The 15932-nt window shown below is 70.8% G+C and carries 11 protein-coding genes and 3 pseudogenes; 4 read left to right on the top strand and 10 right to left on the bottom strand.

Annotation, left to right across the window (positions count from 1 at the left end; translation table 11 throughout):
• Positions 1-62 precede the first annotated feature (62 nt).
• Genes AB3K78_RS07245 through AB3K78_RS07255 form a run of 3 tightly spaced genes read left to right on the top strand, consistent with a single transcriptional unit; the run spans position 63 to position 1272 of the window.
• The gene (locus AB3K78_RS07245) at positions 63-410 is read left to right on the top strand and encodes a metallopeptidase family protein (RefSeq protein WP_416447092.1); all 348 of its coding nucleotides are present in this window, start codon (positions 63-65) and stop codon (positions 408-410) included.
• Complete coding sequence (gene clpS, locus AB3K78_RS07250) at positions 410-721, top strand: ATP-dependent Clp protease adapter ClpS (protein WP_416447093.1); 312 nt, start codon at positions 410-412, stop codon at positions 719-721. The genes AB3K78_RS07245 and clpS overlap by 1 nt, the downstream gene beginning before the upstream one ends.
• Complete coding sequence (locus AB3K78_RS07255) at positions 718-1272, top strand: DUF2017 family protein (protein ID WP_416447094.1); 555 nt, start codon at positions 718-720, stop codon at positions 1270-1272. Before clpS ends, AB3K78_RS07255 begins: the two co-directional genes overlap by 4 nt.
• 7 nt (positions 1273-1279) lie before the next feature.
• On the opposite strand, the gene dinB is transcribed toward AB3K78_RS07255, so the two are convergent.
• A complete protein-coding gene (gene dinB / locus AB3K78_RS07260; protein ID WP_416447320.1) occupies positions 1280-2518 on the bottom strand; it encodes a DNA polymerase IV in 1239 nt (412 codons plus the stop codon).
• 217 nt (positions 2519-2735) lie between these two features.
• Here dinB and AB3K78_RS07265 point away from each other — a divergent pair, with 217 nt between their 5' ends.
• Positions 2736-3710, top strand: coding sequence for a patatin-like phospholipase family protein (locus AB3K78_RS07265; RefSeq protein WP_416447095.1), 975 nt, complete (start codon positions 2736-2738; stop codon positions 3708-3710).
• 78 nt (positions 3711-3788) lie between these two features.
• Here AB3K78_RS07265 and gatB read toward each other — a convergent pair whose 3' ends face one another.
• The 9 genes and pseudogenes from gatB to AB3K78_RS07310 all read right to left on the bottom strand — a co-directional run bounded on the left by gatB (position 3789) and on the right by AB3K78_RS07310 (position 15821).
• Positions 3789-5306, bottom strand: coding sequence for an Asp-tRNA(Asn)/Glu-tRNA(Gln) amidotransferase subunit GatB (gene gatB, locus AB3K78_RS07270; protein WP_416447096.1), 1518 nt, complete (start codon positions 5304-5306; stop codon positions 3789-3791).
• A pseudogene (gene gatA, locus AB3K78_RS07275) lies at positions 5306-6828 on the bottom strand (Asp-tRNA(Asn)/Glu-tRNA(Gln) amidotransferase subunit GatA). The gene gatB and the pseudogene gatA overlap by 1 nt, the downstream one beginning before the upstream one ends.
• Before the next feature lie 8 nt (positions 6829-6836).
• Positions 6837-7157, bottom strand: coding sequence for an Asp-tRNA(Asn)/Glu-tRNA(Gln) amidotransferase subunit GatC (gene gatC, locus AB3K78_RS07280; RefSeq protein ID WP_416447097.1), 321 nt, complete (start codon positions 7155-7157; stop codon positions 6837-6839).
• An 85-nt stretch (positions 7158-7242) separates the two neighbouring features.
• A complete protein-coding gene (locus AB3K78_RS07285) occupies positions 7243-7926 on the bottom strand; it encodes a DNA-3-methyladenine glycosylase I (RefSeq protein ID WP_416447098.1) in 684 nt (227 codons plus the stop codon).
• Between the two features lie 98 nt (positions 7927-8024).
• Positions 8025-10431, bottom strand: a pseudogene (ligA, locus tag AB3K78_RS07290) (NAD-dependent DNA ligase LigA).
• Complete coding sequence (gene mnmA, locus AB3K78_RS07295; RefSeq protein ID WP_416447099.1) at positions 10428-11636, bottom strand: tRNA 2-thiouridine(34) synthase MnmA; 1209 nt, start codon at positions 11634-11636, stop codon at positions 10428-10430. Before mnmA ends, ligA begins: the two are co-directional and overlap by 4 nt.
• Positions 11637-11730: 94 nt before the next feature.
• Positions 11731-12897: a cysteine desulfurase family protein gene (locus tag AB3K78_RS07300; RefSeq protein WP_416447100.1), complete on the bottom strand. Its 1167-nt coding sequence runs from the start codon at positions 12895-12897 to the stop codon at positions 11731-11733.
• Between the two features lie 8 nt (positions 12898-12905).
• Positions 12906-13873 (bottom strand): annotated as a pseudogene (locus AB3K78_RS07305) (tetratricopeptide repeat protein).
• A gap of 4 nt (positions 13874-13877) precedes the next feature.
• Entirely contained in the window at positions 13878-15821 is a 1944-nt protein-coding gene (locus tag AB3K78_RS07310) for a glycosyltransferase (RefSeq protein ID WP_416447101.1), read from the bottom strand.
• Positions 15822-15932: the final 111 nt, after the last annotated feature.

Raw genomic sequence — 15932 nt, forward strand, 5'->3', positions numbered from 1 at the left:
TTCCGCTGCCGGAATGCTATCGCCCCCTGCCGATCGCCCCGGCGCTTCTGTAGGGTGAAGGCATGCTCGACGTTTCGCCAGAGGCCTTCGAGGCCCTCGTGTCCGACGGACTCGACAGCCTCCACGAGGACATGCTCTCCGAGCTCGACAACGTCATCTTCCTGATCGAGGATCGCCCCGAGGACGGCAGCGATCTGCTCGGCGTCTACGAGGGGTTCTCGCTCGCCGAACGCGAACGCTACGGGTACGGCGAGGAGCCCGACCGGATCATCCTGTTCCGAGAGAACCTGCTCGAGCACTGCTCAGACCACGACGAGCTCGTCCGGGAGATCCGCGTGACCCTCGTGCACGAGATCGCGCACTTCTACGGCATCGGCGAAGAGCGGATCCACGAACTGGGGTGGGGCTGATGGTCGCCACCGAGACGCAGCCGGGAACCGGCGTCGGAGCGGAGCAGGAGGCCCGCCGTGCGGCGGCTCCCGAGCATCCCTGGCAGACCGTGGTCTGGGACGACCCCGTCAATCTCATGTCCTACGTCTCGTACGTCTTCCGCTCGTACTTCGGGTTCTCGACCGAGCGCGCCGAAGAGCTCATGCTGCGCGTGCACCACGACGGGAGCGCGGTCGTCGCGGAGGGCGCTCGCGAGGCGATGGAGATGCACGTCGAGGCGATGCACGGCTACGGGCTGTGGGCCACGGTTCGCAAGGAGGACGCTTCGTGAGGTTGCTGCCGGTGCCCGAGGGCGTGCGTCTCGGCCTCGACCCGGACGAGGCGCAACTGCTCGATCAACTGGTGAGCCAATTGATCGCGCTGCTGCAGAGCCACAGCAAGACGGCACTCGATCCCGACCCGCTGTTCGCCAGTCTCGAGGTCGGCGGCAGCGACGTCCTGCCCGAGGATCCGGCTCTCGCCCGCTTGTTCCCCGACGCCTACGAGGGCGGCGGCAACGCATCCGCGTTCCGCCGGGTCACCGAGCAGGGCCTGCTCAACCGCAAGCTGCAGGACGCACTGACGGTGACCTCCGAGCTCGGACCGGGCAGCGATCCGGATGATCCCGCTCCCGTGACCCTCGAGATCACGGCGGCCACCTTCCCCGCGTGGATCCGCACGCTGACCGCGCTGCGACTGGCCATGGCGGCGCGCGTGGGGCTCGAGGTCGAGGAGGATCACGACCGCCTGCTCGAGGACGAGGAGTCGCGCGGCACGGTGCTCGTCTACGACTGGCTCGCCGCGATCCTGGAATCCCTGCTGCGCACCATGGAGCGGAGCTGAGCCGCGATCACCCGGGCGGTTCGAGCGAGCGGTGGTCGACCACCTGCCCGCGACCGGTGAGCAGGCGCGCCGAGGTGAGCTGATCGCGGCCGAAGCGTCCCCGCACCTCGTCGACCGCCTGGTCCACCGCACGCCAATCGTCGTCGTCGCTCCAGAGGCCCGCGGGGTCGGAGCCGGCCGCCATCAGCTGCTCGGCGCGGACCCCGATAAGGCGGACCGGTCGCAGCGACGAGCCGAGTCCGTCGAGCAGCTCGCACGCGGTCCGGTAGATGCGCTGCGTCGCGTTCGTCGCTTCGGGCAGGGTACGGGATCGCGTGACCGTGTCGAACGTGTCCCAGCGCACTTTGATCGCGATCGTCCGGGCCTCGGCGTCGTGCTCCCGCAGCCGCTCCGCGGTCCGCGTGGAGAGCCGCAGGAGCTCCCGGTGCAGCACCGCACGATCTGTCTCGTCGATCGCGAACGTCTCCTCGTGGCCGATGCTCTTCTCGGTGCGCTCGGTCTCGACGGCGCGCGCGTCGCGCCCGTTGGCGAGCGCGTGCAGCTTCATCGCGGAGGCCCGACCGACCAGGCGCTCCAGGCTCGGCAGCGGCTCGGAGGCGAGCTCGCCGATCGTGCGGATGGCGCGCGACTGCAGCGCACGCGCGGTCGCCCTGCCGACGCCCCACATCGCCTCGACCGGCAGTGGATGCAGGAACTCGAGGGTGCGCGACGGCGGGATCTCGAGGATCCCGTCAGGCTTCGCCCGCTGGGAGGCGAGCTTGGCGATGAACTTCGTGCCCGCGAGTCCCACGGAGGCCGGCAGCCCGGTCTGCTCGCGCACCCGCTCCCGGAGGCGCCGGGCGATCTCGATCGGCTCGCCGAAGAGCTTCAGCGATCCTGCGACGTCGAGGAACGCCTCGTCGATGCTGAGCGGCTCGACGAGCGGCGTGAACTCCTCGAACACTCGCATCACCGCGCGCGAGGCATCGCGGTACTTGGAGTGGACGGGCGGGATCAGGATCAGTTGCGGGCACAGCTGCTTGGCGCGGCCGACCGGCATCGCTGAACGGACGCCGAACCGTCGGGCCTCGTAACTGGCGCTCGACACGACGGAGCGCGCCGTGTCGAAGGCCACGGCCGTGGGGAGCCCGCGGAGCTCGGGCCGCTCGAGGAGCTCGACCGAGACGAAGAAGGAATCCATGTCGACGTGCAGCATCGACGCCCGAGCACGGGGCGCGCTCCCGCCCGGTGCTGCCTGCCCCTCCATCACCCTCCCATTCCAGCACAGACCACCGACAACGCCTCTCCCCGGATCGGCCGGGCGTGCTAGCCTCGTTCCCGATCACGAACGGACGACAGGAGGTGAGCCCCATGCCCTCAACGCTCGCAGCGGGCGCTTCCCCGGAATCCACGATCACCCGACCGTAGCGGTCACGACCGGAGACACGCGCTCGCATCGGTTCTCGCGAAAGACGATCGTCATCATGCCTGTCTCCCCTCCTTCTCCCCTCCCTGCCGCCCCTCCCGCCTCGAGCCTCCCCGAGCCGGCCCGCGACCGAGCCCTCGTGCTCGGCGGAGGCGGCTCCACCGGCAATGCCTGGATGCTCGGCGTGCTGGCCGGCCTCCAGCAGGCCGGTGTCGATGCCGCAGGCGCCGAGCTGCTCGTCGGCACCTCCGCCGGCGCCACCACCGCGGCCCAGATCGCATTCCGGGATCCCGTCGAACTGCACGAGGCGACGCTCGGCCGCGGCCCGCGGGACGCGGCCCTGCGCACCGGTTCCGCGACCGCCGCATCGGAGCCCGACGCGCGCCGCGCGCCGCGACCGGTGCACGCCGCAGTGTCCGAGCAGCTCGACCGCACCGCCCGGATCATCGCGATGTCCACGGATCCCAGCGACATGCGCCGTCGCATGGGCGCGGCGGCGCTGCAGCTCGACGGGGCTTCCGATCCTGCGCGGAGCGCGCGCTGGCGGGCGGTCGTGGCCTCGCGGCTGCCCGAGCTGCGCTGGCCCGCGCGGGACCTCCGCATCGTCGCCGTCGACGCATCGGACGGATCCCCCGTCGTCTTCGAGCGTGACAGCGGCGTCGACCTCGCCGACGCCGTCGCCGCGAGCTGCGCGAGCGGCGCCCCGCATCCCGTCGGCGGGCGTCGCTGCATCGACGGGGGCTATCGTCGCAACGAGAACGCGGATCTCGCGATCGGCAGCGCTCGAGTGCTCGTGCTGTCCCCCTTCGGAGGCCGGAGCCGCCACCCGCAGGTTTGGCGCATGCAACTGGCCGCCCAGACGGAGGAGCTGCGTGCGGCCGGCAGCATCGTGGAGATCGTTCGCCCGGTCGCGGAAGCAGCCAGGCTGATCGGGGCGAACGCGATGGATCCATCGCTGCGACCGGACGCTGCTCGCGCGGGCTTCGCACAGGGCGCGGCGCTCGCAGATCGCCTCGGCGCCTTCTGGGGGTGAGCAGCAGAGCGGCCCGGTCGGATCCGTGCAGATCCGAACGGGCCGCTGCTCCGCGGCCTCGCTCGGCCGCGGTTCGGGCTACTCCGCCGAGGCGCGTTCGATCACGAGCTCGCGCACGCGCGCCGCGTCGGCCTGGCCGCGCATCGCCTTCATGACCGCGCCGATGATCGCTCCCGCGGCCTGGACCTTGCCGTCGCGAATCTTCGCGAGCACGTCGGGCTGCTCGGCGAGCGCCGCGTCGACGGCCTCGATCAGCGCACCGTCGTCCGACACGATCGCGAGGCCGCGAGCGTCGACGATCTGCTGGGCGGTGCCCTCGCCGTCGATGATGCCGGCGATCACCTGGCGCGCGAGCTTGTCGTTCAGCGTGCCGGCGTCCACGAGCTCGACGACGGACGCGATCTGCGCGGGCGTGATGAGGTCGCTCGGAGCGGCGGAACGCTCCTTGGCGATGCGTGCGATCTCGCCCATCCACCACTTCCGCGCTGCCTGGGCCGGCACGCCGGCGGCAACGGTCGCCTCGATATCGGCGAGCAGACCGGCGTTCACGACGTCCTGGAACTCGAGCGCCGAGAACTGCCACTCCTCGCGCAGCCGGCGACGGCGCAGCGTCGGGTGCTCGGGCAGCGCGGCACGCAGTTCCTCGACGAGCTCCCGGGACGGCGTGAGCGGGGCGAGATCGGGCTCAGGGAAGTACCGGTAGTCGTCCGCGTCGCTCTTCGGGCGGCCGGGCGAGGTCTCGCCGGTGTCCTCGTGCCAGTGACGGGTCTCCTGGGTGATGGATCCTCCCTCGGAGAGGATCAGCGCCTGCCGCTGGATCTCGAATCGGACCGCACGCTCGATCGAGCGCAGCGAGTTCACGTTCTTCGTCTCGGTACGGGTGCCGAGCACCGACATTCCGGCGTCCTCGTTGCCGCGGGGACGCAGCGAGACGTTCGCGTCGCATCGGATGTTGCCCCGCTCCATGCGCGCGTCCGAGATTCCGAGCGCCACGACGATGTCGCGGATGGTCGACACGTAGGCCGCGGCGATCTCGGGGACGTCCGCCTCGCCGCCGAAGATCGGTCGCGTGACGATCTCGACCAGCGGGACACCTGCGCGGTTGTAGTCGACGAGCGAGTACTCGGCGCCCTGGATGCGCCCGGTCGACCCGCCGACGTGGTTGAGCTTGCCGGCGTCCTCCTCCATGTGCGCGCGCTCGATGGGCACATGCACGACGCGGCCCGAGGCGAGCTCGATCTCGACCGAGCCGTCGTGCGCGATCGGGTCGTCGTACTGCGAGATCTGATAGTTCTTGCCCATGTCGGGGTAGAAGTAGTTCTTCCGGGCGAAGCCCGAGACCTCGGCGATCTCGCAGCCGAGCGCGAGGCCCAGGCTGATCGAGGAGCGCACGGCCTGCTCGTTGACCACCGGCAGCGAGCCGGGAAGGCCCAGGCAGACGGGAGCGAGGTTGGTGTTCGGCTCGGAGCCGAAGACGTTCGGCGCGGTGCTGAACATCTTCGTCTTGGTGTTGAGCTCGACGTGCACCTCGAGACCGATGACCGGCTCGAAGAGCTCGAGGGCGCGGTCGAAGTCCATCAGCTTGGTCTTGGCCATTACGCGCCAGCCTTTCCGGTGAGTGCGGGCGCCTGGGCCCAGAACGGTGCGCCGTCGCGCTCGGCGATGAGCCGCTCGATCGCGGCGCCCGCGCGGTACAGGCGGGCGTCTTCGAACGCGGGGGCCATGAGCTGCAGGCCGACCGGGAGGCCGTCCTCGCTCGCCGTGCCGATGGGAAGGCTGAGTCCCGGGATCCCGGCAAGGTTCGCGGGGATCGTCGTCGCGTCGTTCAGATAGTCCTGCATGGGGTCGCCGCCGTGCTCGCCGAGCTTCCAGGCCGTGGTGGGCGCGGTCGGAGAAGCGATCACGTCGACCTGCGCGAACGCGCTCGCGAAGTCGCGCTGGATCAGCGTTCGAACCTGCTGCGCGCTGCCGTAGTAGGCGTCGTAGTAGCCGGCGGAGAGCGCGTAGGTGCCGAGGATGATGCGGCGCTTGACCTCGGCACCGAGCCCGGCCTCGCGGGTGGCGCTCATGACGCTCTCGACGGTGCCGCCACCCTCGGGCACGACACGCAGGCCGAAGCGCACGGAGTCGTACTTCGCGAGGTTGCTCGAGGCCTCCGACGGGAGGATCAGGTAGTAGGCGGCGACCGCGTACTCGAAGTGCGGAGCATCGATCTCGACGATCTCGGCGCCCTGCGCGGTGAGCAGCGCGAGCGCCTGCTCGAAGCTGTCCTTCACGCCGGGCTGCACGCCGTCGAGCATCAGCTGCTTCACGACGCCGACGCGCAGCCCCATGAGGGTCGACGGGTCGACTCCCCGCGCGCGGCCGCGGCCATCGAGGGCCAGGCGAAGTCGAGCGAGGTCGAGTCGTGCCGGTCGTGACCCGCGATCACGTCGTGCAGGAGCGCGGTATCGAGCACGGTGCGCGCACACGGGCCGACCTGGTCGAGCGAGGAGGCGAGCGCGATCGCGCCGTAGCGGCTGACTCCGCCGTAGGTCGGCTTGGCGCCGACCGTGCCCGTGAGCGCGGCCGGCTGGCGGATCGAGCCGCCGGTATCGGACCCGAGGGCGAGCGGGGCTTCGAAGGCGGCGACCGCGGCCGCTGATCCGCCGCCGGACCCGCCGGGAACCCGGTCGAGCGACCACGGGTTGTGGGTGGGGCCGTACGCCGAGTTCTCGGTGGCGGAGCCCATGGCGAACTCGTCCATGTTGGTCTTGCCGATGGACACGAGCCCGGCTGCGCGGGCCTTGGCCACCGTGGTCGCGTCGAACGGCGAACGATACCCCTCGAGGATCTTGGATCCCGAGGTGGAGGGCATGTCGGTGGTGACGAGCACGTCCTTGACCGCGAGCGGCACGCCCGCGAGTTCACCGAGCGACTCGCCCGCCGCGCGACGCGCGTCGATGTCGCGAGCGGCCGCGAGGGACGCCTCCTCGTTCGTGGCGAGGAAGGCGTGCACCGAGCCGTCGACCTCGGCGATACGGTCGAGGTGAGCCCGGGTCGCTTCGACGGACGAGACGTCGCCGGCGGAGATCTTCGCGGCCAGTTCGGCCGCCGTCAGCGTGATCAGATCGTTCATGTCGTTCCCTACTGCTCTTCGCCCAGAATCGACGACACGCGGAACATGCCCTCGGCCGCATCGGGCGCGTTCATGAGCGCCTGCTCCTGCGTGAGCACGTCGGAGACCTCATCGGGTCGCGTGACGTTGCTCAGCGGGATCGGGTGGCTGGTGGCCGGCACCTCGGGGGTGGCCACCTCGCTGACCTTCGCGATGTTGGTGAGGATCGATCCGAGTTCGCTCGTGAGCGAGGAGACCTCGGAGTCGGTGAGGGCGATCCGGGCGAGTCCGGCGAGATGCTGCACGGTCTCGGCCGTGATCTCGCTGCTCGCCGCGCTGGGTTCAGGCATGCTGCTCCAGGGGTGAAGAGGGCTTCGGGAACCCGTCCATCCTATCGAGCACCGGAGGCCTCGCCCGATGGCCGCCTCGGATCCCTCATGCTTCGAACGGGAGCGGCGTGTCGGTGCGGGTGCCGTCGATCGCCCAGAGCCCGGAGCAGCCGCGCCGGTGGCTCGATCTCAGGTGCACGTCCACGACGCCGATGGCGCTCATCAGCGCATGGACGGTGGTCGGTCCGACGAAGGAGAAGCCCCGTCGTTTCAGTTCCTTCGCGAGCGTCACGGACTCCGGGGACGTGCTCGGCACCTCCGCGTCCGTCTCGGGGACCGGAGAGCGATCGGGCATGGCCGACCAGACCAGGCGTGCGAGGCCTCCGGCCTCGGGGTCCTCCCGCAGCGCGAGGGTGGCACGGGCGTTGCCGAGAGTGGCCCGGATCTTCATCCGATTGCGGATGATGCCCTCGTCGGCGAGCAGCCGTTCGAAGTCCGCTTCGCGGTACGACGCGACCGCCTCCGGCGCGAACCCGTCGAATGCGGCGCGGAAGGCTTCGCGCTTGCGCAGCACGGTGACCCAGGAGAGGCCAGACTGGAACGCCTCCAGCGTCAGCCGTTCGAACACGCCCCGTTCATCGAAGACCGGCATCCCCCACTCGGTGTCGTAGTACTCCGTGAGGATCGGGGCCTGCAGCGCCCAGGCGGCGCGGATTGCTGGTCCGGCTGCGCCGACGTCCGCCGCTGGTGCGCCGCGGGCCGGTTCGAGGGTGTCGGGGGTGTCGGTCACCAGTTCTCCTTCGCTCGGGAATGCCACTCAGCGTAGGGATTCGACGCGGGCCCTCGAACGAAAACCTCGGATCTGTGGATAACTCCCGGAGGTGACGATCACTCCTCGGAGCGGGGCGCCCCGGTCTCGGCGGAGTTTCCGGCTGCGTCGTCCGCCTCGCCATCGCCGAACCCGAGCGCCGCGGGGCCCTCGGAGACGAGCACGGCGAACTGGCCCGCGTCGAGCACCGGAATGCCCAATTCCTCGGCCTTCGCGAGCTTCGATCCGGCTCCCGGCCCGGCGGCGACGTAATCGGTCTTCTTCGAGACGCTCGACGCGGCCTTTCCGCCGGCCTGGATGATCGCCTCCTTCGCGCCGTCGCGCGTGAAACCGTCGAGCGAGCCCGTCGCCACGATGGTCAGGCCGGACAGCACGCCGCCCTCGGCGACGGCGGCACCCGGCCCGGGATGCCCGGGCGTCGCCCACTGCACCCCGGCGGCCGCCCACCGCTCGACGATCTCGCGGTGCCAATCGACCTCGAACCACTCGGTCAGCGATTCCGCGATGATCCCGCCGACGCCGTCGACCGCCGACAGCTCCTCGATACTCGCGGCCCGGATCGCGTCGAGCGAGCCGAACCAGTCCGCCAGTGCTCGCGCCGCGACCGGTCCCACATGACGGATGTTGAGCGACACGATCAGACGCCACAGCGGCTTGGTCTTCGCCTTCTCGAGCTCGGCGAGGAAGGTCTCCGCGTCGCGAGAGGCGACGACGCGCTCCAGCTGGACGACGCCGGCCTTGCGGCGCTCCGCCGCGGTCGCGCGGTCCCACGGCTCTGGGTAGTACTTCTCGGTCTTCTGGAAGGGCTTGCGCCGCCTCGGCTCACCGGTCGCCTCGTCCACTCGCGGCTCGCCCGTCTCGGGGTCCCGCACGATCACCTCGATCGGCACGAGCTCGTCGAGCGTCAGGTCGAACAGCCCGGCCTCGGTCTCGAGCGGGGCTCCGCCGGCACCTCCGGCTGCGTCAGCGCCGCGGCCGTGATCTCGCCGAGGACCTCGATGTCGAGGCCGCCCCGCGAGCCGATGTGCTCCACTCGACCGCGGACCTGCGCCGGGCAGGCACGAGCGTTCGGGCAGCGCAGGTCGATGTCGCCCTCCTTCATCGCGCGCAGCACGGTGCCGCACTCCGGGCATTCCACCGGCATCTGCCACTCGACCTCGGTGCCGTCGCGGCGCTCGAGCACGGCGCCGAGCACCTCGGGGATCACGTCGCCGGCCTTACGCAGCACCACGGTGTCCCCGATCAGCACGCCCTTCGCCTGGACCACCTGCTGGTTGTGCAGCGTGGCCTGGCTGACGGTCGACCCGGCGACCTTGACCGGCTCCATGACCGCGTAGGGGGTCGCCCGGCCCGTGCGCCCGACTCCGACGCGGATCGCGAGCAGCTTGGTGTAGACCTCCTCGGGCGGATACTTGTACGCGATGGCCCAGCGGGGGCGCGGCTCGTCTCGCCCAGTTCGCGATGCAGCTCCAGCTCGTCGATCTTGATGACGATCCCGTCGATCTCGTGTTCGAAATCGTGCCGGTGCGCACCGCGGTCCTCGATGAACTCGAGCACTTCGTCGACCGAGCCGAGCACCCGCGAATGAGGCGAGACCGGAAGCCCCCAGGAGCTCAGCAGTTCGTAGGCGTCGGACTGGTTCGCGAAGTCCGGGTGCTGCCAGGCGCCGATACCGTGCACGTAGAGCGAGAGCCGACCGAGCCGATCCCGCATCAGCTCGAGTTCGCGCTCGTTCTTCTTCTCGGCGCGCTGCCGCAGACTGCCGGCCGCCGTATTGCGCGCGTTCGCGAACTCCGGGAACCGCACGGTGATCTTCTCGGCGGGGACGCCCTTCGCCAGCTGTTCCGCCGCGAACTCGGCCTGGAGCGCGTGCTGGCGCTCGTTCAGCGCCTCGAAGTTCGCGGTCGTGAGGAACACCTCGCCGCGAGCCTCGAAGAACTCGGGGATCCCCTCGCCCTCGAGCACGCGCGGGATGACGGGGATCAGATCGATGTTCTCGGTGATGTCCTCGCCCACCCGGCCGTCGCCGCGGGTGGTCGCCGTCTCGAGCACGCCGTTGCGGTAGGCGAGCGAGATCGCGAGTCCGTCGATCTTGAGCTCCGTGAGCCACCGCACCGCGCGGCCCGAAGACGCGCGGGCTTTCTCGGCCCACTCGCGGAATTCGTCGAGCGAGAACACGTTGTCCAGGCTGAGCATGCGCTCGGCGTGCTCGTGCTCGGGGAAGCCCGCGGACGCGACCGCGGATCCGACCTCCTGCGTCGGGCTGTCCTGCCCGGCCAGCTCCGGGAACGCGCGCTCGAGCGCTTCGAGCCGGTGGAACAGCTCGTCGTACTGCGCGTCCGAGACGAGGCTCGTGGCCTCCGAGTAATAGGCCGCGCGGTACCGCTCGATCTCGGCGGTCAGCTGCTCGGCTTCGACGCGCGCCGCTTCGAACTCGACGGGGATGCTGCTGTCGTTCTGGGTCACACGCTCATTGTAGGAGCGGCCACCGACATCTCCTCGACGCGCAGCTCCGTGCCGGGTTCGGCCGAGGCGAGGGCGCGGTCGATGGTGAACTGCCCGAGCACGCGGGTGCCGCGATACAGCACCGCGGTCTGCCCGGGCGCCACACCGAGCAGCGGCTCGGCGAGCGCGAGATCGATGTCGACGACGATCTCGTGCGACGCCTCGGCGCGATGCAGCTCGGTCCGCTCGGACTCGTCGATCTCGACGAGCCTCGCGACCGCGGGAACCGGATCCGCGTGCGCACGGATCTGCACGTCGCAGGAGAAGGCGGTTCCGGGATCGATCCCGGGCTCGCCCGCCCAGCTGTAGCGCCCGCCCGCGATCCGCGAGATCGCGAGGTGCTCCTTCGGCCCGACGACGACCTGGTTCGAGACCGGCCGGATCGAGAGCACGTAGCGCGGATTCCCGTCGGGTGCCGGCCGGCCGAGCTGCAGGCCGCGCCGCTGCCCGACCGTGTACCCGCGGGCGCCGTCGTGCCTGCCGATCACCTCACCGGACTCGTCGACGATCTCGCCGGGCTCCCGCTCCAAGTGCTCGGAGAGCCATCCGCGCGTGTCGCCCTCGGGAATGAAGCAGATGTCGTGGCTGTCGGGCTTCGCCGCCACCTGGATCCCGCGCTCTTCGGCCTCGGCCCTGATCAGCTCCTTCGAGGGCGTGTCGCCGAGCGGGAAGTAGCAGTGCGCGAGCTGCTCCTCGGTCAGCACCCCGAGGACGTAGGACTGGTCCTTCGCCCAGGCGCTCGCCCGATGCAGCTCGCGTCCGCCGGGCCCGTCGACGAGCGTCGCGTAGTGCCCTGTCGCGACCGCGTCGAAGCCGAGGGCGATCGCCTTGTCGAGCAGGGCGGCGAACTTGATCTTCTCGTTGCACCGCATGCAGGGGTTGGGGGTGCGGCCCGCCTCGTACTCGGCGACGAAGTCGTCGACCACGTCCGCCTTGAAGCGCTCGCTGAAATCCCAGACGTAGAAGGGGATGTCGAGCAGGTTGGCGACACGGCGGGCGTCCATCGCGTCCTCGATGGTGCAGCATCCCCGGGAACCGGTGCGCAGCGTGCCCGGCATGCGGCTCAGCGCCAGGTGGACGCCGACCACCTCGTGCCCGGCTTCCACCGCGCGTGCCGCAGCCACCGCCGAGTCGACGCCGCCGCTCATCGCAGCGAGAATTCTCATCCGTCCATTCTACGGCGACTCCCGGCCCGCGACGCACGCCGTTTCCGAGCGCGGCCGCCCCTCGCCATCGCCCCGCGCGATACCGAGTCGGGTCTCAGCTCAGACCCGCGCTCCGCGCCCGCTCGACGGCGCCCGGCAGTTCCCGCAGCAGCAGGTCGATCTCGGCTTCCGTCGTGTCGGAGCCGATGGTGAAGCGGAGCGCGCCGGCGGCGGTGCCGTCGTCGAGCCCCATCGCGATCAGCACGTGCGAGGTCTCGGCCACCCCGGCCCGGCAGGCGGAGCCGACCGAAGCCGAGATCCCCGCCGCGTCCAGCAGGAACACCAGCGAGTCCCCCTGGCATCCGGGGAAGGTGAAATGGGCGTTGCCCGGAAGACGCCCGCCGCTCGGTTCCGCACCGCGGAGCACCGCATCGGGAACCGCGGTACGAACGCCCGCGATCAGTCGATCCCTGAGCGCACGGATGCGTGCGATCCGCGGGGGCTCGGGCGCGGCGAGGTCCGCCGCCAGGGCGAACCCGACCGCTCCCGCCACGTCCTGCGTCCCCGAACGTCCACGCTGCTGCGAGCCTCCGTGCTGCAGCGGGTCGATCGCGATACCGCGATCGATGAGCAGTGCACCGACTCCGACCGGACCGCCGACCTTGTGGGCCGACAGGCTCATCAGCGCGGCACCGCTCCCCCGGAAATCGATCGGGAGCTGGCCGAGCGCAGCGACGGCATCGACGTGCACGGGGATCCCGGAGCCTGCCGCGACCCGGCAGAGTGCGACGGTGTCGTTCACCGTACCGACCTCGTTGTTCGCCGCGAGGAAGGAGATCAGGGCGATCCGATCGGCCCCGGCTCCGGCGATGGCGTCGGCCAGCGCACCGGGTGTCACGCGTCCGTCGCCGTCGAGCCCGATCCAGTGCAGCTCCGCACCTTGGGAGTCCCTGAGCCACTCGGCGGCCTCGATCGTCGCGTGGTGCTCGCCGTCGGCGACCAGCACCACCGGCCCGGAGCCCGCCCGCCGCCGTGCCCAAAAGAGCCCCTTGAGTCCGAGGTTGATCGATTCGGTGCCCCCGGAGGTCAGCGTCACCTCGGCGGGGGTGCAGCCGAAGCGTCGCGCGAGCGCCTCGCGCGCGGCCTCCAGGCGTGCGCTGGCCGCCTGGCCGTGGCCGTGCGTCGAGGCCGGATTCCCGACCGTCCGCAACGCCGCCGCGTACCCGTCGAGGACCTCGGCGGGCATGGGTGCCGTCGCCGCGTGGTCGAGGTAGGCGCGCACGTCCGGACTCAGTAGAGCAGGCTCGCGAGGCGTCCCCGCGCGGCGGTGACCCGCGGATCGGCGGTTCCGATGACCTCGAAGTAGTCGAGCAGGCGCTCCCGGATCGCGCTCCGCTCATCCGCGTCCGTCCGCTCTGCGAACAGTTCGAGCAGACGGAGCAGCGCGTCTTCGACGTGACCACCGGAGAGATCCAGGTCGGCCACGGACAGTTGCGCCTCGACGTCCGTCGGACGATCGGCCGCCGCCGCGCGGATGTCGTCGGCGCTCCTGCCCTGCAGGCGCAGCAGCAGGTTGACCTGCGCGAGCGCGGCCTTCGCTTCGGCATCCCGCGGCGACTTCGCGAGCACGTCGTGGTAGGCCGCGGCCGCTGCCGCGTAGTCGCCCCGCTCCAGCGCTTCGATGGCGGGCTTGTGGGCCTCCGGAACCTCGGGTTCGGCCGGGGTCCCGGGGTCGGACGGCACGTCGCCGTCGAGATCCGGAGCGCTCACCCGGCCCGTGACGCCCTGCTCTGCGGCGAGCTGCAGCAGCTGCACGAACACCTCGCGCACCTGGGCCTCGGGCACCGCCCCTGGAACAGCGGGACCGGTCGCCCGCCGACGAGGGCGACGATGGTCGGGATCGACTGCGCCTGGAACGCCTGGGCCAGGCCGGGGTTCGCGTCGACGTCCACCTTCGCGAGGACCAGCTGGCCCGCGCTCTGCCGCGTCACCTTCTCGAGCACCGGGCTCAGCGTCTTGCAGGGCTGGCACCAGTCGGCCCAGAGATCGATGACCACGGGCACCACGGACGAGAGCTGCATCGCCTGCTCGAAGGTCGAGTCGGTGAGATCGAACACGACGGCCGGGATATCGACCGTCTGTCCCCCGCCGGGCGTCTCTGCGGCACCGCCGGCCTGGGCCTGCTGCTGCGCTCGTGCTGCGAGGTGACTGAGGTCGACCCCGCCGCCGGGGATCCGATCGGGCATGTGCTGACTCATCTGGTTACTTCCTCGCCTCTACGAGTTCGCTGGTGACACCGAGCCGCTGGACCTGCCCGCCGCTCGTCTTACTCGGAATGAAGAACAGGATCTGGTGCGTGACCACGCGGACCAGCTTGTCCTGACGCCCCTCGAGCCCCGAGAGCGCGGTGACGCTCGCGGTCGCCGTGGGCTTCGCCCGGCCGCCGGCCGAGTCCTCGATCCGCTCCTCCCGCAGCGTCGCGCTCACCAGCGCGCCGCCGACTCCGGTCGAGAGACTGATCAGCTCGGAATCGCTCGGGGCCACGGCCACCGAGTACTTGACCGACTCGTTGCCGTCCTTCTTCGCCTTGGCCTGGGCCTGGGCGACCCACGCCGCGCCGCTCTTGGTGACGAGCACGTCGTCCTGCAGGTTGAAGGCACTCGCCTCGGCGACCTTGTCGCCGCCCTGCAGCACCTTGGCATAGTCGGCCACCGCCGCCGACGGGGTGATGGCGAGCGTGCTCAGGTCGTCGGAGACGCGCGCGGTGCCCTCCTCCGCCGGTGCGGCATCGGGCATCTTCTGGCCGCCACGGAGGGCGACGACGCGGGACACCTGGAAGTTGACGTGCGGATTGTCCTGCACGAGCACGAGCGCGAGCGTCGGCGATTCCTCCTGCTGCTGTGTGGCATCGGACTGCGCACTCGGACTCGGCGTCGAGGCCTTCTTGACGCCCGGCTCGGAGGCGACGGTCGCCAGGACCACTCGCGGCCAGTCCTCGGTGCTCTGCACCAGCTTGTAGGACTCCTGCCGGTTCGTGATGCGGGGCGGGACCACTTCGTAGTCCTTCACCTTGGCCCGGATCTTGTAGTTGGCCGCGCGCTGCTGCAGCGCGTCGCCCGTGAACCGGGCCTCGAGCTGCTTCGCGTCGAGGCTGTCGTCGCCCCGGGACGCGGCATCCGCGACGCTCCCGATGATGCGCTTGATCTGGTCGTCGTTCACGGGGACCGGCGCGGACTTCGACGGGCTCGGGCTGGTGGTCGTCTCGGTCGGAGCCGACTCCCCGCCGAACTGGGGCCAGTAGGAGGCCGAGCAGCCGCTGAGCGCCAGGAGCCCCGCGAGGCCGATCGGGATCGCCGCGCGACGCAGTCGACGCACCGCCGTGCGCTGAGCGGATCCGGAGCCGGACTCCGCGGCCTTCGGCGCCTCCGTCGTGGTGGAGGGTGCCGCCCGACGCCTGCCGCCGCGACGGAAGAAGTTGCGGATCCCCTGCAGCGGGCCGCGGCGTCCTCGGCGCGGACCGAGGCCGCGGCGATCGTGATCGACCGCGAGCAGGTAGAGCAGTGCGCCGATCAGCGCCAGGACGCCGCCGGCCACGAGGAAGGGTCCGGCCAGAGGAGTGCTGCGATCCTGCGCCCAAGCGACCGCGATCTGCTTCGGCAGCGGATCCGAGCCGTTCGTCGCGATCAGGATCGATTGGTCGGCCTTGAGGGCGATGGGGATCCGAAGCGTCCCCGCGCCCTCCCCGGCGGACGGCGAAGCACCGGATCCCGAGGCATCAGCGCTGTACTCGGCAAGCCAGAGGTCGCTGCCCCGAGGATCCAGGAGATCCGGGGTCTTCGCGGCGTCGGACTGCGCCGCCCCGCCTTCGGAGGCCTTCGGCGCTTCGGCGGCGACGGTGGCGGCGTTCAGCCGCCTCTGCTTCGTGTCGGCGCCGAGTTCGAGGTGACGGTACTCCGCAGCCCACGCCTCGACGTCGCGGGTCGCGCCGATCGCGGCGAAGGCGTTCTTGCCCTCGAGCACGAGACTCGGTTGTCCGGCGACCTCGTCGAAGGCCGAACCGGGGATCACGGCGTAGTGCTCCTCGCCGCTGGACGTGGCCTGGTACACGATCTCGGCCGGGCCCGCGAGGAAGGTCCGCTGGCCGATCCCGAGGATGAGCATGACGCCGGCGAGCACCAGGGCGGTGATGGCACCGAAAAACCGCACGCGGTCCTCCTTCATCGGCGGATCCGGCCGCGCTCGCGCGGGCCGCACCTCGCCGTCCACAGACAATTCGAGCTTCAACGGTACCGGAGCTTTCCGAAGGTCGGGTGGGTA

This window comes from Leucobacter sp. HNU (assembly GCF_047946755.1).
Taxonomy (GTDB): Bacteria; Actinomycetota; Actinomycetes; order Actinomycetales; family Microbacteriaceae; genus Leucobacter.